This window comes from Megasphaera jansseni (assembly GCF_047974155.1).
GTDB lineage: Bacteria > Bacillota > Negativicutes > Veillonellales > Megasphaeraceae > Megasphaera.
This window is the reverse complement of sequence record NZ_JBHYRR010000027.1, coordinates 1-18,000: the sequence shown is the minus strand read 5'-3', so window position 1 is coordinate 18,000 and position 18,000 is coordinate 1. Positions and strand designations below refer to the sequence as shown.

Annotated in this window: 16 protein-coding genes; 11 read left to right on the top strand and 5 right to left on the bottom strand. The window is 51.9% G+C overall.

Going from position 1 to position 18,000, the window contains the following annotated elements:
* Window positions 1-96 precede the first annotated feature (96 nt).
* Window positions 97-1,590 carry an L-fucose/L-arabinose isomerase family protein gene (locus tag ACE418_RS10320; protein ID WP_416450532.1) on the bottom strand — a complete coding sequence of 498 codons (1,494 nt, stop codon included), beginning with the start codon at window positions 1,588-1,590 and terminating at the stop codon, window positions 97-99.
* Between the two features lie 378 nt (window positions 1,591-1,968).
* On the opposite strand from ACE418_RS10320, the gene xylB reads away from it, so the two are divergent.
* The 5 genes from xylB (at window position 1,969) to ACE418_RS10295 (ending at window position 7,688) form a co-directional block, all read left to right on the top strand.
* Window positions 1,969-3,492, top strand: a complete 1,524-nt coding sequence (gene xylB / locus ACE418_RS10315) for a xylulokinase (protein ID WP_416450531.1) — start codon at window positions 1,969-1,971, stop codon at window positions 3,490-3,492.
* 46 nt (window positions 3,493-3,538) lie between these two features.
* Entirely contained in the window at window positions 3,539-4,942 is a 1,404-nt protein-coding gene (locus ACE418_RS10310; protein ID WP_416450530.1) for a sugar porter family MFS transporter, read from the top strand.
* Between the two features lie 40 nt (window positions 4,943-4,982).
* Window positions 4,983-5,609, top strand: coding sequence for a DUF4867 family protein (locus ACE418_RS10305; RefSeq protein ID WP_416450529.1), 627 nt, complete (start codon window positions 4,983-4,985; stop codon window positions 5,607-5,609).
* A gap of 173 nt (window positions 5,610-5,782) precedes the next feature.
* A complete protein-coding gene (locus ACE418_RS10300) occupies window positions 5,783-6,865 on the top strand; it encodes a LacI family DNA-binding transcriptional regulator (protein WP_416450528.1) in 1,083 nt (360 codons plus the stop codon).
* 13 nt (window positions 6,866-6,878) lie between these two features.
* Window positions 6,879-7,688, top strand: coding sequence for an aldo/keto reductase (locus ACE418_RS10295; protein ID WP_416450527.1), 810 nt, complete (start codon window positions 6,879-6,881; stop codon window positions 7,686-7,688).
* An 8-nt stretch (window positions 7,689-7,696) separates the two neighbouring features.
* Here ACE418_RS10295 and ACE418_RS10290 read toward each other — a convergent pair whose 3' ends face one another.
* Both ACE418_RS10290 and ACE418_RS10285 read right to left on the bottom strand, forming a co-directional pair.
* Entirely contained in the window at window positions 7,697-9,643 is a 1,947-nt protein-coding gene (locus ACE418_RS10290; RefSeq protein WP_416450526.1) for an oxidoreductase, read from the bottom strand.
* 122 nt (window positions 9,644-9,765) lie between these two features.
* Window positions 9,766-10,635 carry a LysR family transcriptional regulator gene (locus ACE418_RS10285; protein WP_416450525.1) on the bottom strand — a complete coding sequence of 290 codons (870 nt, stop codon included), beginning with the start codon at window positions 10,633-10,635 and terminating at the stop codon, window positions 9,766-9,768.
* 236 nt (window positions 10,636-10,871) lie between these two features.
* Here ACE418_RS10285 and ACE418_RS10280 point away from each other — a divergent pair, with 236 nt between their 5' ends.
* From ACE418_RS10280 to ACE418_RS10260, 5 genes are read left to right on the top strand one after another with little or no spacing between them, the layout of a single operon-like run.
* Window positions 10,872-12,023, top strand: a complete 1,152-nt coding sequence (locus tag ACE418_RS10280; RefSeq protein ID WP_416450524.1) for an aconitase family protein — start codon at window positions 10,872-10,874, stop codon at window positions 12,021-12,023.
* Window position 12,024: 1 nt separating this feature from the next.
* Window positions 12,025-12,519: a LeuD/DmdB family oxidoreductase small subunit gene (locus ACE418_RS10275; protein WP_416450523.1), complete on the top strand. Its 495-nt coding sequence runs from the start codon at window positions 12,025-12,027 to the stop codon at window positions 12,517-12,519.
* Window positions 12,520-12,532: 13 nt separating this feature from the next.
* Entirely contained in the window at window positions 12,533-13,786 is a 1,254-nt protein-coding gene (locus tag ACE418_RS10270; RefSeq protein WP_416450522.1) for an aconitase/3-isopropylmalate dehydratase large subunit family protein, read from the top strand.
* 16 nt (window positions 13,787-13,802) lie between these two features.
* Window positions 13,803-14,414, top strand: coding sequence for an RraA family protein (locus ACE418_RS10265; RefSeq protein ID WP_416450521.1), 612 nt, complete (start codon window positions 13,803-13,805; stop codon window positions 14,412-14,414).
* A 4-nt stretch (window positions 14,415-14,418) separates the two neighbouring features.
* Window positions 14,419-15,396, top strand: coding sequence for a 2-keto-3-deoxygluconate permease (locus tag ACE418_RS10260; protein ID WP_416450520.1), 978 nt, complete (start codon window positions 14,419-14,421; stop codon window positions 15,394-15,396).
* Between the two features lie 35 nt (window positions 15,397-15,431).
* On the opposite strand, the gene ACE418_RS10255 is transcribed toward ACE418_RS10260, so the two are convergent.
* Both ACE418_RS10255 and ACE418_RS10250 read right to left on the bottom strand, forming a co-directional pair.
* Window positions 15,432-16,421 carry a LacI family DNA-binding transcriptional regulator gene (locus ACE418_RS10255; protein ID WP_416450519.1) on the bottom strand — a complete coding sequence of 330 codons (990 nt, stop codon included), beginning with the start codon at window positions 16,419-16,421 and terminating at the stop codon, window positions 15,432-15,434.
* Between the two features lie 22 nt (window positions 16,422-16,443).
* Window positions 16,444-17,316, bottom strand: coding sequence for an NAD(P)-dependent oxidoreductase (locus tag ACE418_RS10250; RefSeq protein WP_416450518.1), 873 nt, complete (start codon window positions 17,314-17,316; stop codon window positions 16,444-16,446).
* A gap of 81 nt (window positions 17,317-17,397) precedes the next feature.
* Here ACE418_RS10250 and ACE418_RS10245 point away from each other — a divergent pair, with 81 nt between their 5' ends.
* Window positions 17,398-17,973 (top strand): HpcH/HpaI aldolase family protein, encoded by a 576-nt coding sequence (locus tag ACE418_RS10245; RefSeq protein WP_416450517.1) that lies wholly within the window; start codon window positions 17,398-17,400, stop codon window positions 17,971-17,973.
* Window positions 17,974-18,000 lie beyond the last annotated feature (27 nt).

Genomic DNA, 18,000 nt, shown 5'->3' with positions numbered 1-18,000 from the left:
AAACCTTCAAATTTAAAGCCATCCGCTAACAACTAACTGCTAGCCACTAACAACTTTAAAGGGCTTGTCGTCGTGCGACAAGCCCTTTTTTACGCATCAAGCGAACGGGTTTTCACTCGGGTAGAGCATGCCTTTCGGCTGGTTGAAGGAAACGTCGGCGACGTCGAGCTGCTTGAGGATGGAGAAGATAGCTTTGCCGAAATGGCCGAAGGCGACGGCGCCGTGATGGGGGAAGTGTTTTTCGATGAGCACGTGACGGTAGAAGCGGCCCATTTCGGGGATGGCGAAGATGCCGATACCGCCGAACGAGTTCGTAGCTGCCGGCAAGACTTCGCCTTCGGCGATGTAGGCGCGCAACTGGCCGTCAGACGTACTCTGAAGGCGGAAGAAAGTGATGTCGCCGTCGGCGATGTCGCCTTCCAGCGTGCCGCGCGTGATATCCGGCGTATTGCCGTTTTCCAGCAGGCGGTTCTGGATGAGCTGGTATTTTACGCCGCCTTTGCGGAGTTTGCAGAGCGGTGTATTGCCACAGTGGAAGCCCATGAAGGTATCCTGGAGGGTGTAGTTTTTCGTACCTTTAATGTGTTCTTCGAAGAGATCTTTCGGCACGGAGTTGTTGATGTCGAGCAGCGTGACGGCATCCTGCGAAACGCAGAGGCCGATGTATTCAGACAGTGCACCGTAGATGTCGACTTCGCAGGCGACGGGGATGCCGCGCGAGACGAGGCGGCTGTTGACATAGCATGGTTCGAAGCGGAATTCTGTCGGGAAGGCCGGCCAGCATTTGTTGGCAAAGGCCACGTACTTGCGCGCGCCCTTGTGTTCTTCTATCCAGTCCAGGAGCGTGAGTTCGTACTGCGCCATGCGCGGCAGCAGATCCGGATAGGGGTTGCCGCCTTCCGTGCCGAGTTCCTGCGTCATATCAGCTACGACGTCCTTAATGCGCGGATCGTCTTTATGTGCGCGGTAGGCGACGAGCAGATCGAGTTCGGAGTTTTCTTCGATTTCGACGCCGAGGTCGTAGAGCGGCTGAATCGGAGCGTTGCAGGCGAAGAAGTCCTGCGGACGCGGGCCGAAGGTGATAATCTTGAGGTCCTTGAGGCCGAGCAGCGTGCGTGCGACAGGCTGGAATTCGGCAATCATATCCGCAATGTCTTCTGCCGTGCCGACGGGGTATTCGGGAATGAAGGCCTTGAGGTGGCGCAGGCCGAGGTTATAGGAACAGTTGAGCATGCCGCAGTAGGCATCGCCGCGGCCATTGATGAGGTTCTTGCCTGTTTCTTCGGCAGCGGCGACGTACATGACCGGGCCGTCGAATTCGCGGGCAATCAGCGTTTCCGGCGTTTCCGGGCCGAAGTTGCCGAGGAAGACGACGAGGGCATTGCAGCCGGCATCTTTGGCTTCCTTTACGGCAGCCAGCATGTCGCGTTCGTTCTCAACGGTCTTCGTCACTTCATAGAGAGAGCCGTATTTCTTGGCGTAGGCTTCTGCGATGGCATGGCGCCGGTTCTCGGAAAGAGAGATGATGAAGCAGTCACGGCTGACCGAGAGGATACCGCATTTGAGATTAGGGATGTTGTTCATGTTCATGATGATGCGCTCCTTTTGATAGATTGTTCGTTAAACAGGTAAATGATTTCTTATTGCGTGCATGAGCACGCTTCTTATGATGCTACTATATCATTCGTTACATAAGATTGTCAATTGTTTGAAAATATTTTTTATGGATTTCCTTTGTTTTATTGGCAATAGTGGCGATATTAGCGATTTTTCCTATAATAGCCTTATCCTTCAATCGTTGGCGCTAAAAACGGCGTATGAAGAAAATTAAATATTCTGTAAAGAAAATGAAATATTTTTATTGACGCGTGTTTTATCTTATGATATATTGTTTTCATACAAAGCGTTCACGTGCACGCAAACATCAACTATGCGATAAGGAAGAACTATTGAAGGGAGAAATTTCATATGGAGTATTTAATTGGCATCGATATCGGCACGTCGGCGACGAAGACGGTCTTATTTGATGCGAACTGTCACGTTGTATCCTCGGCATCGCAGGAGTATCCGCTTTACCAGCCGCAGAACGGCTGGGCTGAACAGGAACCGCTCGACTGGTATGACGCCGTTCTCGTGACAATCCGCAAGGTCATCCATGATTCGGGTGTTAAAGCGGCAGACATCAAGGGTATCGGTCTTTCGGGGCAGATGCATGGGCTGGTCATGCTCGATGAGAAAAATGAGGTCATCCGGCCTTCCATCATCTGGTGCGACCAGCGCACAGGCCGCGAATGTGAGGAAATCACTGAACGCGTCGGCAAGAAACGCCTTATTGACATCACGGCGAATCCGGCACTTACCGGTTTCACGGCGTCGAAAATCTTGTGGGTCCGCAACCACGAAGCCCAGAATTACCGCCGCTGTCGTCATATCCTGCTGCCGAAGGACTACATCCGCTTCCGCATGACCGGGGAGTATGCGACTGACGTTTCCGATGCGAGCGGCATGCAGCTTTTGGATATCCCGCACCGCTGCTGGTCCGATGAGATACTGGAAAAGCTCGACATCGATAAGGCGCTGCTGCCCAAGGTCTATGAGTCCCCGGAAGTCACTGGTACGATCAGCAGGGAGTTTTCCGAAAAGACGGGCTTGTCCGTCCATACGGTCGTCGTAGGCGGTGCAGGCGATAATGCTGCAGCCGCTGTGGGCACGGGCATCGTCTCTGACGGCCGGGCCTTCACGACTATCGGTACGAGCGGCGTTGTCTTCGCTCACACGAGTGAGCCGCGCATCGATCCGCAGGGCCGCGTGCATACCTTCTGCTGCGCCGTGCCGGGCTGCTGGCACGTCATGGGCGTTACTCAGGCCGCCGGCCTTTCACTGCGCTGGTTCCGGGACAATCTCGCTGAAGTCTACAAGGACAAGGCTGCACGCCTTGGCGTCGATTCGTATGACCTCATCAATCAGGATGTCGCCAAGGTGCCGATTGGCAGCCGACGCCTGCTGTATCTGCCGTATCTCATGGGCGAACGCACGCCGCATCTGAATCCGAACTGCCGCGGCGTTTTCTTCGGCCTTTCCGCTATCCACACGAAGGCCGATATGCTGCGCGCCGTCATGGAAGGCGTCAGTTACTCGCTGCTCGACTGCTTCGATATCCTGCGCGAAATGAAGGTCGACGTCAACGAAATGATGGCCTGTGGCGGCGGTGGCAAGAGCCGCATCTGGCGCCAGATGCTCGCCGATATGTACGGCTGTGAGGTCAAGACCATCAAAGCCGAGGAAGGACCGGCGCTCGGCGTTGCCATCCTCGCTGGTGTAGGCGCAGGTATGTTCCCTGATGTGCAGACGGCCTGCAAGGAATTCATCGAACAGGATACCTGGTGCCAGCCGGACGCATCGTCTCATGCTTATTACGAAAAAGGCCATCAATTATATAAGAAACTCTATGTACAGCTCAAGGACTGCTTCGATGATTTGACTGCACTTTGAGGACAGAAGGTAAAAATGCATGGCATTTACAGAAAAGGAGAGTATCATGGATAAAAGTACACAAGAGGCAGCCGTCAAGCGCGCTGCCTGGGTCCGGAAATGTATTTACTTCGCAGCGGGTATGGCTGGACTGCTGTTTGGTCTTGACCAGGGCGTCATCTCCGGCGCTCTGCCCTTCATCAGTCAGGAGTGGGGGCTCTCGAGCCATGAACAGGAATGGGTCGTGAGTTCCATGATGGTCGGTGCGGCTACGGGCGCCATCATCGCTTCGTTCCTCGCACGCGGCATCGGCCGCAAAAAGAGCTTGATCATCGGTGCGGCGCTCTTCATCATCGGCTGCATCGGCTCGGGTATGTCTGGCGGTGCGGATATGCTCATCGGCTTCCGCCTGATTCTCGGACTGGCCGTCGGCATCGCTTCCTATACGGCTCCGTTATACCTGGCTGAAATGTCCGATAAGGACGCGCGCGGCAAGGTCATCTCGGGCTATCAGCTCATGGTCACTGTCGGCATCCTTGCGGCCTTCCTCTCGGATACGGCTTTCAGCTACAGTGGTGACTGGCGTATGATGCTCACGGTCATCGCCATCCCGGCCGTTATCTTGATCCTGACTGTATTGCGTCTGCCGGACAGCCCGCGCTGGCTGGCAGCGAAGGGGCGCTTCGAGGAAGCTTCCTCTGTGCTCCATTCCCTGCATGCGAGTGCTCAGGTTGCCGAAGACGAATTACATGACATCAAGGAAACGCTCAAGGTCAAGCAGGAAGGCTGGCAGCTCTTCAAGACGAATAAAAATGTGCGCCGCGTCGTCTTCCTCGGCGTACTGCTCCAGGCTATGCAGCAGTTCACAGGCTTCAATGTCATCATGTATTATTCACCGAAAATCTTGGGCCTGGCTGGTTTTTCCAGCACGGAAGATCAGATGATCGGCACTGTCCTCAACGGGATCGTATTCACGCTTTCGACTTTCATCGCCATCGGTATGGTCGATAAATCCGGCCGCAAACCGGCACTTAAAATCGGTTTCGGCGTCATGGCCGTTTCCATGGCTGCCGTCGGCATCTGTATGGCCCTGCTCGAAGCCGGCACGGCACCGGCCTGGATTTCTTACTTCGCCGCTGTCATGACCATGGTCAGCATCGCCGGGTTCGGCATGAGCGCTGGTCCGATTGTCTGGGTACTCTGTTCCGAAATCCAGCCGCTCAAGAGCCGTGAATTCGGCATCGCCTGCTCGACCATGACGAACTGGATTACCTGCGCGATTGTCGGCGCCACGTTTCTGACGCTCGTCGATACACTCGGTTCAGCGCATACATTCTGGCTCTACGCCGTACTCAACGCCTTCTTCATCATCCTGACCGTTGCCTTTGTACCGGAAACGAAGAACGTCACACTCGAACAGATTGAAAAGAATCTGATGTCTGGCAAGAAGCTCCGCAATATCGGCTGCTGACGCCATTATATATTGTCTGTTGATTTATGAGGTGAATATCATGAAAAATACAAAATCTGTCCAGGACGCCGCGTTCCGCCCGTATGGCCGCGTGCTGCCACTGGACACGAAAGAATGCTGCGCTGTGCTCAAGTCGCTGAGCATCCCGGAGAACGGTACGGTCTATGAGGCTTCCGTCCCGGCTCTGGAAAAGCTTCCGCTCTTCCAGGAACTTACGGAAAAGACGTACGGCGAAATGCCTGTTGAGCTCGGCCATTGCAGCGGCCACAACGATACGCTCAATGCCCTCGAGTACCATCGCTCTTCGGAAATCGACATTGCCGCGACGGACCTGGTGCTCATGTTGGGCCGTCAACAGGATATCGATCCCGAAACGCTGACTTATGACACGGCTCAGGTCGAGTTCTTCTTCGTACCGGCCGGTACGGCGGTGGAACTCTATGCGACAACGCTCCATTTCGCCCCTTGTGGCATCGACGGGCAGGAATTCCGCTGTGGCGTGGTCCTGCCGCGCGGCACGAATGAACCGCTGACCCATCCCCTCGCTGCGACGGGCGAGGACCGCCTGCTGTTCGCCGTCAACAAGTGGATGCTTGCGCACGCTGAGAGCGGCCTCGATAAAGACGGCGCCTACATCGGTCTGCGCGGTGATAACTGCAAGCTTTAACGGATTTCGTTGAAAGCAAGAGTCCTGCCATCCGGAATGCCTCTTTTTACAGGAGGCGCCGAGGGCAGGGCTTTTGTCTGTTCTGCCTATCTTTTGGCATACCCAGAAGAACGAAAGACTAGAATCTTGGGGCAATACTTGCTACAATAAGGAGAGTTTATTATAGAGAGAGCATGTTGCAGGGAATCCGGAGTCTGACGACGAGGATGCGGCTACATGCGGATAAGGATGTGAATGTCATGGTCACGATGAAGAAAATAGCAGAACTTTGTGGGGTGTCGCGGGGAACCGTCGACCGGGCCCTCAACGGACGCGGCCGCGTCAACGCCGAGACGGCTGCCATGATCCGCAAGGTGGCCAAGCAGCTCGGCTACGAGCCGAACCCTGCCGGCAAGGCGCTGGCAGCGCGCAAGAACAATCCTGTCATCGGTGTGCTGCTGCCGTCCGAAGGCAATGCCTTCTTTGACGATGTCATCCACGGCATGGACCTGGCAGCAAGTTCTTATGCTATCTACGGCCTTAAGGTCCGCTACTATCTGATGAAAGGCTACGACGTCGAAAAGCAGCTCGCCTTGATGGAGTCGATGCGCCACCAGGTCAATGCGCTGATCATCAGCCCTATTGACGATCCCCGCATCGCGGCGGCCATTGATTCGCTCGTGGCTGATGGCATCTTCGTCATCACCGTCGTCAGTGATATCGACAGCTCGCAGCGCCGCGCCTATGTCGGCAGCGATTACTTTAACGGTGGTGAGACGGCTTGTGCCCTCCTGGAAATCCTCCTCGGCAAGAAAGCCTCTGTGGGACTCGTCATGGGAAGCCGCCAGGTCCTCGGCCATCGGCTGCGCCTCGAAGGATTCCGCCACCGCATGGAACGCCTGCCGGATTTCACCATCGCAGGTATCGTCGAGAACGGCGATGACGAGATTTGCTCTTACGAGCGCACGAAGGAATTGCTGCAGGAACATCCCGATATTTCCGCGATGTTCTGCATGGCCGGCGGTGTCTACGGGGCCTGCCGGGCCGTTATGCAGCTGCCAGAAGAGAAGCGGCCGCTCGTCATCGCCTTTGACAGCGTGCCGACCACTGTTGAAATGATGCGCTGCGGCATCGTCAAGGCCATCCTGTTCCAGCATCCGACGCGCCAGGGACGCTTGTCCGTGCAGCTGGCCTTCGAGTACCTCGTCAACGGCCGCCTGCCGGATAAGACATGGTACCTCATGAAGAACGAAATCCGGCTGCTCGAAAACCTCTAGGAAGTGGATACTTATGCACAAGCACATCATTCTGAATAATGGCCTGACTATGCCGGCTGTCGGTTTTGGTACGTGGATGCTGAAAGGGGATGCGGGGAAGCGGGCCATCCGGGAGGCCTTATCCGTCGGCTACCGTCTCATCGATACGGCACACATGTACGATAATGAGGCTATCGTCGGTCAGGCCGTGGCCGAAAGCGGCCTGCGCCGGGAGGAAATCTTCATTACGACGAAACTGTGTCAGACCCGGGCAGGCTATGAGCTGGCCTGGAAAGGTATTGAAGAATCACTGGCGCGGCTGCAGACCGATTATATCGATTTGATGCTTATCCACGAGCCCTATGATGAGGCTTTGGACATGTATCGGGCCTTGACTGAAGCATATCGTAAAGGCATTGTCCGGGCCATCGGCATTTCTAATTTCAATGCCCGGCAGTACCTTGATTTTATCGGAAGCTGTGATGTCATCCCCATGATTAACCAAGTCGAATGCCACGTCTATTACAGACGAAAAGAGCTCCAGCAGGCATTGGTAGCACGGGGAACACAAATGCAGGCATGGAGCCCTTTTACAGAGGGGAAAAAGCCGATATTCCAAGAACCTGTCTTGCAGACTATTGGCCAGAAATACGGTAAGACAGCCGCACAGATTGCCCTGCAGTACCTGGTACAGCAGGGAATCGGCGTCATCCCGAAATCATCGCATCGGGAACGGATGGTTGAGAACCTCGATATTTTCGATGTTATCCTGACAGCCGATGACATGGCCCGGATTCAGCAGTTGGAAACGGGAAAAACACTGTTCGGCTGGTATGAGGACTGAGACTGTCATCAGATATCCAGGGCAGCCCAGTAACCCCAGTAGACGGCGTTGGTGATGGTGGACACTTTGGCGGCGTCTCCGATGACGCGGACGAAGGGGGCACTGTCCCGCAAGGCTTTTACGACGTCGGTGTGGGAACGCTGTCCTAAAGCACAGATGACCGTGTCGCCGGGAACGAGGACGCGCTGGCCCTGCGGGTCCTGACAGAGGACGCCTTCCGGCGTGACTTCAAGGCCTTGGTACTGCGTGTGGACGTGGACATACTTTTCGATTTGAGCCAGGAGCAGAGGGCGATGGCGGACATTGGCATCCGGTGCCAGGGATGGGCGCATTTCAATGAGTTCGACTTTTTTGCCTTCCTGCCCGAGATGGATAGCACATTCGCAGCCAGCCAGCCCGCCGCCGAAGACGACGACGTGATTCCCGACTTTCTCTTTTTCTTTATAATATTGGTTCACGATGATGACATTGTCGCCATCGAGCCCTTTGATGGGCGGGACGAGGGGACGGGAACCGGCGGCGATGATCAAGGCCTGCGGCTTTTCTTTGGCGGCGTATTCCGGGGTCACTTCCGTATTTAGGCGGATTTCGACGCCGGCCTGGCGGGCCAGGCGTTCATAGGTTTTTCCCAGTTCATACATTTCCCGTTTGAACGGGATGGCCTGTTCACTCTTCAGGATGCCTCCGACTTCGCTTTCTTTTTCACAGAGAATGACGCGATGGCCGCGGCGGGCTGCCGTATAGGCGGCATACAATCCGCCAGGGCCGGCGCCAGCGACGAGGACTTTCTTTGCAACCGGCGCCGGCTGGATTTCCGTACCGTCCAGTTCCCGGCCGATAAGGGGATTGACCGTACAGCGGCGCGTCGCGGTCGCAGCCCGTTCGGCCATGCAGGTAAAACAGCGCAGGCAGTGGACGATGTCTTCATCCCGGCCTTCCATGATTTTCTGCGGCGTTTCGGGGTCCGCCAGCAGCTGACGGGCCATATAGACGATATCGGCCTGTCCGGAAGCGATGATGTCTTCCATCATGGCCGGATCGGTCAGCCCGCCGATGGTGGCGACAGGCTTGCCGACGTGTTTTTTGATTTTCGCTGCCAAATAGACGTTCCGGCCGTGGGCTTCAAACATCGAAGGGTGCGTGATGCCAAAGGTTTTCTGATATGTCCCGGCCGACACGTGGATGATATCGGCGTAGTCTTCGATGGCCTTGGCAATCTGCACGCCTTCTTCCAGGTCATAGCCGCCTTCCGTGAATTCAGCGCCGCTCATGCGGAATTCGATGGGGAAAAAGGGGCCGACGGCTGCCCGGACCGATTGCAGGACTTCGATGGCGAAGCGGACGCGGTTTTCCAGGGAACCGCCGTAGCTGTCGCGGCGATGGTTGAACAACGGCGAAAGAAACTGGTTGATGAGCCAGCCATGGCCGCCGTGAATCATGACCATTTCAAAACCGGCACGCTTGGCCAGTCCGGCAGCATGACCGTAGGCTTTCACGATATCGTCAATCAGTTCCTGGGTCAGGGCCCGGACGGGAACGCCGTCGGCCCGCATCCCTTCGCTGGGACCCCACTGACAGAGCCCGTGCTGGCGGTTTTTATCGGTCATGTAGGTCCCGGCGAACTGCCCGGAGTGAGATAACTCCAGCGAGGGGATGGCGCCGTGCCGGCGGATGGCGTCGGCCGTGTAGGTGGCTGCAGCCAGGGAATTGAGAATGGATTCATCCAGGTGGTAAGCGTGAGAGCCATCTGTCTGGGGATGGACCATCAATTCGGAAACGGTAACGGCAGCGGCACCGCCTTTGGCGCGCAGTTCGTAAAAAGCAGTCGATTTCGGGCCGATACAGCCATCGTTGGTAATATCCGTTCCTCCCATGGGAGCTGAAAATATGCGGTTCCGGAACGTAGTGCGTCCAATCGTGATGGGACTAGATACATGCGGGAATTTTCGAGTCATAGTGAACCTCCTGTTTGCGATGTGGTTGGGTCAATGTCTTTTCTTGCTACGCTTACTACGGTACCACAAAAAAAGAGCTGCCGTCCATCAAAGGAACGACAGCAGGTGTCAACGATTTGTTGCTATGGTTGAAGACTCGATATCAGGGCCGCGATGATTTCCTGGAACAGGGAATCATCGCGCTTTTCTTTTTTACAGACAAAGAAGACGCGCCAGGGCGTCCCGTCGGTGATGGGCACGTAACGGAGCGGTGGCGGGGCCGCATGGATGTTCACGTCGATGCCGATACCTACGTGTTCCTGACAGAAATGGTAGATGAGCCGGCTTTCCATGGTCTTGACGACGAACTGCGGGGTAAAGCCAAAATCGGCACAGCGCCTGACAATATTATGGAACAGGGAGAAATGCTCATTCAGACTGATGAGTGGCTGCCCTTTCAGGTCTTCGATGGGAATCGACAGCCTGTCGTAAAAAGGATGACCCTGATAGACGACGGCCTCGATGCCAGTGCGGTAGATTTCCTGTTGGAAAAAATCGTCGGACGGAATCGGGCCGATGCACAAACCACAGGACAGACTGTCGTCGGCAATCAGCTGTACGATTTTTTCGTTGAAGTCTTCTACCCACTCCAGGGACTTGTCCGGATGACCGGCCATCAGCTCCTTTAAGGCATGGATGGAAATGATATTCAGCACGCCGCAGGAGAAGCCGATATGCAGGCCTGTTTTCTTTCGTTTCAACGCCTGCATCCCAAGTTGCAGGTCCAGGAGCTGTCGTTGAAGCGGCTGCGTATGCTGGTAAAAATACTGGCCTTCCGGCGTCGCTTTCATGCCCTTGGGGCTGCGGATAAAGAGCGCTGTTTGCAGTTCTCCTTCTAAGGCGCTGATGATACGGCTCACGCCCTGCGGCGTCATACACAGATCCTTCGCTGCCTGATGCAGGCTCTGCTTTTCAAAGACTTGCTGAAAACAGCGTATGGCATGGATGTCCATCAGATATCTCCTTTCCGAATGGTAATTCTAGCTGCGTGTAAATCTTTGTAAGCAAAGTATAGCATAATTATTGATACTTTTCTAATACGATTAACCTAAACGTTTTAATGATAAAAATAGATATATTGCGTTTGAAGATGAGCAATTAGCAAACTAATTTCATTGACAATTACAACGTTATAATTTATGCTATTTATATATTGTAACGTTGTAATAAAATCAAGGGAGGAGTATACATGAATCGAGATTTATTTTTCATGCCATCACATAGGGAGCAGCGAGGCTGGATTCCGTATGATACGGCACTGATTTCGGATGCTGTTTCAGATGCCTTTGTCCAACAATTAGTACAAACGGAAATTAAAAATCCGGAAAAGCTTATTGTGACCATAGACCATGATGTACCTAATAGCACGGTTGCAGTAGGAGCCAAGCAGCGCATGCTCATTGACTGGGCTGTGGAACAAGGCATACGCCTGGAAAAATGTCAGGGGATTGGATACCTTCGTGTATTGGAAAATCATGACCTGACTCATCAGGTCATGATTGGAACGGGGATACATATGAATGGATTTGGGGCAGCCGGGGCTTTGGGGATTACTTGCCGTGAAGAGGATTTCCTGGATTATTTGCAAAAGGGAGAAGTCCAGTTGCCGAATCTGACTACGCTGTCCCTCTCCTTGACCGGGTCACTCCCTGAAAATACATCGATTCAGGATGCGGCTGTTTATTTATTTCAGCATGTACAGAAATCGTGTCATTCACAAACATTGGTTTTACTGACCGGTGATGGATTAGCCAGTTATACGATGGATGAACTTTTTGATCTCTGCCATTGGATAAAAGAAGCAGGGGCCTTTAGTGTGATAGTATCGAAACAGGTGGATATACCCGTAGATTATGAATTATCGCTTCATGAGATAGTCCCTATGGTCATGAAACCCGGTGAAAATTCAGACGTCTGTCTGTTGAAAGAAATCATGGAGGCCGTTGAAGTCCAAGAAGTTTTTATTGGGGGATGCCGTGGTGGGAAAATAGCGGATTTGCGGAACGCCGCTTCTGTACTCCGGAACCATAAAGTACAAGACAAAGTGCGGTTAATCATAGCGCCTGCGACGAGTTCGGTTTATTGCCAGGCCTTGCGGGAAGGTCTGATTTCAGATTTCCTCAACGCCGGTGCCTTGATCATGAATCAGGGGTGCAGCGTCTGCTGGGGAAAAGCGCAGGGCATTTTAGATGATGGAGAAGTGCTGGTATCTACGGGATCATACCACTATCCAGGATGTGCTGGTTCAAAGACGGCCAAAGTCTACCTGGTATCGCCGGCCATAGCTGCTGGTTGTGCGATTACGGGACGGCTGTATGGTCAAGAAAGGATTCGTGAATGATATGGAAAAAGTATTTCAGGGAAAAATTTGGAAATTAGGCGATGATATTGATACGGATATCATTATCCCTACCCAATGGCTGACGTTGAATAATATAGATGATATGAAGACACATATTTTTGAACCTTTACGGCCTGAACTGGCTTCGTCGATTCAAGCTGGTGACATACTAGTAGCCGGGAAAAACTTTGGCTGTGGTTCTTCCAGAGAACAGGCACCGGAAGGGTTGCATGCATTACAGATAAAATGTATTATTGCCAAATCCTTTGCCCGGATTTTCTTCCGCAATGCCATCAATAATGGATTACTGCTCATTGAATGCCCGGATTTGCCGGACCATTGCTCTGAAGGTGACCAGGTCGAAGTCGTAATCAACCATTGTATCCGCTGTCGTGGAAAAGAATATAAAATTCCTCAAATTCCTGACTATATTTTTCAGATTATCGCTGATGGCGGCTTAGTAAAGAGCATGCAGAAGAAAAATCATCTGCAGTAAAGGAGACAGAATTATGGGACATACATTAGCTGAAAAATTATTGCTGCATAATACAGGACTTCCAGACTGTCATCCGGGAGATATTGTTATTACGCATCCCGATTGCGTCATGTTTCATGATATTTATACGACCAATGTGTATCGGAAGTTCGTAGAAATGGGATTCACTCAGTCTTGGGATCCCGATAAAGTTGTCATCATATTTGACCATTTATTGCCGACGTGTCTGCCCCTGGATGCAGAACATTTACAATATGGACGTCGTTTTGCGGAACAATTCGGGGCTCGTCAGGTTCATGCAGGGGAAGGTATCTGTCATCAACTGATGCCCGAAATGGGATATGCTAAACCAGGCGATGTCGTTTTTGTCACTGATTCCCATACGACGACGTATGGAGCGGTAGGCGCTTTTGCAACGGGCATCGGCTATACGGAAATGGCAGCGGTTCTTGGAACGGGTGAGATGTGGATCCGTGTACCTAGTGCCATAAAGATTGAAATCAACGGGACTTTACCGAAAGGCGTCTATGCTAAAGATATTATCTTACGTGTCCTGGGCGATTTAAAGGCCGATGGCGGGACTTATAAATCTTTGGAATTTTGTGGTTCTACGGTCGACGCCTTGTCTGTGGATGACCGGTTAACGATTTCCAATATGGTTGTCGAATGTGGCGGCAAAGTCGGATTATTTGAGCCGAACCGTCAGACTGCCGCTTATAGTGGGATAGACTACCCGTCTATTTCCTGGCTCCATATGGATGAAGATGCCGAATATGAACGCGTCCTTCACTATGATGCCAGTCAATTTGTTCCCTATATCGCAGCCCATCCCTCTGTAGATAATGTCCAGGAAATTACCCGATTAGAGGGGACTCGTGTCGATAAGATTTTTTTGGGGTCTTGTACCAATGGGCGCTTAGCCGATTTGGCAGTAGCCGCGCAGATTTTGAAAGGGCATCATTTGGCCCCGTCTGTTGAAATGTTGGTCACGCCGGCTTCTAAAGCGATTTTACAGCAAGCCATTGAAGCAGGATATATTGAAACGCTGGTTCAAGCAGGCTGCATGGTAACGCATCCCTATTGTTCGCTTTGTGAAGGGAGAAGCGGAGGTTTGCTGGCAGATGGTGAAGTCCTGTTAGGAACAAATAACCGTAACTTTTTAGGGCGATTAGGCAGCCCTAAGTCTCAAACGTATCTATCTTCACCAGCCGTAGCAGCTGCTTCGGCGATTACTGGCAAAATTACCAATCCCGTGTCATATTTATAAGAAAGAAGCGATGATTATGGTTTTCGATTACAAGAAATGGCAGTCTGTTTCAACGACCGCCGTTGCGGATGTCATGGAAACTCCCTTGATGCTGCCTGCCGCATTGCGCCCGCTGAATATGGCATCAAGGATCGTCGGACAGGCTTTTACCGTGCAATTGCAATGGAATCATGTCGGATTTCTATGGAAAGCCATCGCCTCTGCCAAAGCAGGTGATATTTTAGTCATTACAGGATGTCGGGACCGGTTAGCCTATATGGGAGATATCATGGCCGGGACAGCGCAGAGCCAAGGCATTCAAGGGGTCATCATGAATGGATATATCCGTGACAGTCATTCGATTTGCCAGAGCCGATTCCCTGTATTTTCGCTAGGGTATACTCCCAAAGCGGCACCTATTGGAAAGAGTATTGGGATGATGAATGTTCCCATTATGCTGGGACAGGTGCCCATTGCTCCCGGTGATATCCTGGTGGCAGATAATGATGGTATTCTTTCTATTCCACGGACGATAGCCGACGAGGTATTGACGAAAGCTGCTCATAAAGAAGACGCGGATACAAAGCGGAAACTACTTTTACAGGATGAAAATTGGCTGATGAACTTTTTAAAAGAAAAAATGAGGTGATCTTATGAGTCTGAAATATATTGTCCAAACCGTTCCTTGTACTATGTTTCGCAAGATTCCGGCTGCGGCCATGATTATTCCGATGTTTCTTTCGATTCTGTTTAATTCGGCTTTTCCAGACTTTGTCAAGATAGGGAGTCTGACAACAGCCATTTTTTCTAAATCAGCCGTTGTTCCTCTGACCGGGGCCGTTTTATTCTTCGCCGGTACACAGTTGAAATTAAATGAGGCTCCGGCAGCCTTGAAACGAGGCTGTGTCCTGTTGCTGGCCAAGTTCATTACTGGATATGCGATAGGGACTTTGTTCATGATGGCTTTTGGAACTGCCGGTATTTTAGGCGTTTCTGCCTTAGCGGTATATACGGCCTTATTGAGCTCTAATGGGTCTATTTATTTAGCCATCACTGGAGAATACGGCGATGATATTGATTTGGGAGCATATAGTGTCTTATCCTTGAAGGATGGTCCCTTTTTAGCTATGGTCGCTTTAGGTGCCTCGGGAGCTTCTGATATTCCCTTAAAAGCTTTATTTGCAACTATTTTCCCGATGTTGTTAGGCATCCTGTTAGGCAATGTTTATCCTGGCGTACGTAATTATTTTAAAGGCGGGACGCGAGTGTTGATTCCTCTTGTCGGTATATCTATCGGTTCATCTATCCATTTAGGCATGATGTTCCAAGCTGGAGCTGGTGGGATCCTTTTAGGCGTCGTAGCTTTTGCTGCTGGTGGTTTGGTCATTGTAGCTGCCGATAAGTTTATTTTACATCGTCCCGGTTATGCAGGAGCTTCTTTGGCTTCTATTGCAGGTTCTGCCGTAGCGACGCCCGCTATTATTGCCGGGGTTGTTCCGGAGTTGGCGGATACGGCTGTCCTGGCATCGGTCCAGGTTGCGGCCGGTGTCATCGTAACGGCTATCCTTTGTCCTATGTTGACTTCATGGGCTTTGAAACGTTGGGGTGCCCCAAATTATATTCGTAAATAAAGGGAAAGGGCTTGTCGCACGACGACAAGCCCTCTTTACATCATAAAAGGCAGGCATTGCTTATGAAGCGGTGGCTTTTCATGGCCCTGTAAAATCTGCATCAAGATGTCCAGGCAGGTGCTGGCTATTTTTTGAGTCGGAATTTCCAGCGTTTTTAAGGATGGCATTAAAAATTGTGCCGTCTCATGAGTCTGGGTACCAGCAGCTAAAAAAAACGTTTTTTCAGGAACCGGGATTCCACACTCCTGTAAGTAACGGATAGCACCAAAAGCAATGGTATCCGAATCGCAGTAAACGATATCCGGCAAATTATTGGTCGGAAATGCTTTCATAGCCTCGTACCCGGCTTCGGCTGTATCTTCCTGGCTGATTGCAGGCGTTTCTTCTACTTGATAATTTAACTTTTTGAAAGCTTGTATAACTGCCTGCTGACGGGTCTGCATGGCTAAATAAGGATTTTTTAAAGATATTAACCCAAGGCGTCCAGGTGACGTTTTAAGAAAAGGTTTTATTGCAAGGTCACCAAATTGATGGCTGTCGACGGTTACGGTATTATAATTTTTTAAATAACGATTGAACAGGACCGTAGGTATAATGGGAGAAAAAGATTCTAAAAATTTCATATCTTCTGTAGCGGTATTCGCAATGATAGCGGCGTGAAAGGCTCCTCGTGTTTGCAAATCTGTTTCCTGAGAGAGGGTACCATTACGATAGGGGCGGATGACTATATTGACCGGATAATGATTCGATTCAATCGTGTGTTGAAAGCCCTTCAAAATACTGCCGATAACAGCAGAGCGAGCATCATTGGCCCAATATACCGCAATCATGTATTCGTTTGTCTGATTGCGCCGCAACACTTTTGCAGCTACATTAGGCTGATAATTTAGTTCTCTGATTGCCTTGCGTACTTTTTCCTGTGTAGCTGGAGAAATTTTTAACGTATCATATTTTTGGTTTACCACAATGGATACGGTAGAAGGCGAAACGCCAGCGAGTTTTGCCACATCCTTAAGTGTTGTCATATGTGAGTCCCCTTTGATTGTCTTAGTGTTGTTTATCATACCACTGGAACAAGGCCTGAGTCCCGCAATTTTCCATACCCTGGGCGGCCAGTTGGTCGTAGAGCTTTTTGGCTAAGCAGAGTCCCGGCAGGTCCAGCCCCATTTCTTCTGCCGATTCGATGGCGATGCGCATATCTTTGAGGAAGTGCTTGATATAGAATCCTGGTGCTGTATCGCCTTTCAGCATGCGCGGTGCCAGATGGGACAGGGACCAGGAGCCGGCGGCTCCGGCCGATAAGGTAGTGATGACTTTTTCCGGGTCAAGGCCGCTCTTTTTGGCGTAGGCCATGGCTTCGCAGACGCCCATCATGTTCGAGGCGATGGCGATTTGGTTGCTCATCTTGGCATATTGACCGCTGCCAGCCGGGCCGAAATAGGTCAGGGTCTGGCCCATAGCTGAAAAAATAGGTTTCATGGCTTCAAAGGCAGAGGCTTCGCCACCGGCCATGATGGCCAGTGTCCCTTGACGGGCGCCGATGTCGCCACCGGAAACGGGTGCATCCAAGGCTTCGATGCCCTGTTTTTTGGCCTGGGCGTAGATGCGCTTGGCCAGGGAGGGACTCGATGTCGTCATATCAATGACGAAGCCGCCGCGCTTGCCCTGTAAGACGCCTTGGTCGCCGAAATAGACGTTTTCTACATCCTGGGGATAGCCGACCATGGTAATGACGACGTCCGATTGGGCGGCTAATTCTGCCTGCGAATCGAACCAGTGACAGCCTTCCTGGATGAGATCTTCGGCCTTGGCTTTCGTCCGCGTGTTGATGTTGACGGGATAGCCAGCTTTCTGTAAATTCCGGATCATGCCGCTGCCCATGACTCCGGTCCCGATGAATCCGATATGTTGTATATTCATGATGATGCCTCCTCTGTGTTTTCTTCCATTATATCATGGTATAATGGAGAAAACGACTTTTCAATCAAAGGGGAGATATTTATGTCATTGAATCGCTTGCGGGACTTGTTCCAGGCCGGGGAAGGGGCTGTCGGGACGTTTGTCAGTATGGGGAATGAATCGCTCGTCGAGTGCCTGGGGTATACCGGGCTGGATTTTGTCATTATCGATACGGAACACGGTCCTTTCGATACGGAAACGATGATGCATCTCATCCGGGCGGCAGAGAGCGTCGGCCTGGTGCCGGTCGTGCGCATTGCCAATGTTGACCACAAAGAGATACAGCGGGCTGCGGACTGTGGGGCCCAAGGGCTGATCGTGCCCTGTCTGCGCGATGTGGCGGACTTTCAGAAGACGGTTGCCCTCGCCAAATATGCCCCTATTGGCCAGCGGGGATTCATCAAAGGCCGGGGGACCGGATTCGGCCAGCTGCCCTGGGCTGCGACGGATACGTTGGAAGCCTATTACGCCAACAGTAATGAACGGCTGATGGTCATCCCTCAGTGTGAAACGAAAGAGGCTTTAGAGCAGATCGAAACGATTGCCGCCATGGAGGGTGTCGATGGTATCTTTATCCCAGTTTCGCCAGAAGACTCCTTCCTCTTAGGTAGGGGATGAATGGCGATGGGTTTCGCAGGTTCGATG